General features: G+C 74.4%; 1 protein-coding gene. It reads left to right on the top strand.

Annotated elements, in window-relative coordinates; translation table 11 throughout:
• The coding region (locus tag U9980_RS16895) for an SbcC/MukB-like Walker B domain-containing protein (RefSeq protein WP_322768794.1) at positions 1-1,228 on the top strand (1,228 nt) is incomplete at its 5' end.
• Positions 1,229-1,244 lie beyond the last annotated feature (16 nt).

Here is a 1,244-nt window from a genome sequence, read left to right as displayed (position 1 = left end):
AGAGCTCGCCGCGCATGCCGAGGCACTCGCCGCCGCCGCGGACGACGTCCCACTCGCCGAGCGGGCGCTGGCCCTGCTCCGCGAGGAGGAGACCCGGGCAACCGCCGAGTTGGCCGGCCACTCATCGGCCCGGCAACTCGCCGCTACCCACGCTGAGGAATTCCGGACGCGAGCCGCCCGGGCGCGTTCGGGCATCCCACCTGAGCTTCGGGACGCCGACCAGCTGGCAGCCCGTCAGCGTGAGGTCGCACAGTTCGCGGACGCGTACGCCGAATGCCACACGGCTGCCGCCGCGACGGCGTTGGCGCAGGACGAACACCGTCGGGCGGTGGCCGCGGCCGACGGCGACGCCCGCGCCGCGGGCTTCCCGGACGCGGCGACCGCCCGGGCCGCCTGCCGGGACGAGCGCTGGCTCGCCGAGGCCCGGACGCAGTTGGAGGCCCACCGGGACGACCTGGTTGCGGTGCGGTCCCGGTTGGCCAGCCCCCAGCTGGCCGTTGACCTGCACGCGCCGGCACCGGTGGCCGATCATGTGGCCGCCACGCTGGGCGCCCGGGACGCCCATGAGGAGGCCCTTGCCGACGCTGCGCGTGCCGGCGACCGGGCCAGATGCCTGTTCGATCTCGTTGCGGTCTTCGCCGGAGCGTTCGCGGCCGTGGCACCGTTGCGCGATGCCGCCGAGCACGTGCGCGGCCTCGCCGATGTGGCCGTGGGGCGAGGTGAGAACCGCCAGGGCATGCCCCTGTCGAGCTTTGTGCTCGCAGCCCGTCTCGAGGAGGTCGCAACCGCGGCGAGCGGGCGGCTGTCGGCGATGAGCGGCGGCCGGTTCACCCTGGTCCACGACGCCGGTGAACGCCGCGACCGACGCCGCCGAGCCGGGCTCGGGCTGCTCGTCGAGGACGCCTGGACGGGCCGGCGGCGTGACACCGCGACCCTGTCCGGTGGGGAGACCTTTCAGGCCGCGCTGTCCCTGGCGCTGGGGCTCGCCGACGTGGTCACCGCCGAGTCCGGCGGTCAGGCCATGGATGCGCTGTTCATCGACGAGGGCTTCGGCAGCCTCGACCCCGACAGCCTGGAGGAGGTCATGAACGTCCTGGACGACCTGCGCTCCGGCGGCCGGCTCGTCGGCGTCGTCAGCCATGTCGCCGATCTGCGGCAACGCATCCCCACCCAGATCACCGTCGTCAAGGGCACCCGCGGCAGCCAGGTGCGGACCACCCTGCGCTGACACCAGCCGATCCCGG

Origin of the sequence: Protofrankia sp. Cr1, from assembly GCF_963555865.1 — a bacterium.
GTDB lineage: Bacteria > Actinomycetota > Actinomycetes > Frankiales > Frankiaceae > Protofrankia.
The sequence above is the reverse complement of the archived record's forward strand: the minus strand, read 5'-3'. Positions and strand labels throughout refer to the sequence as shown.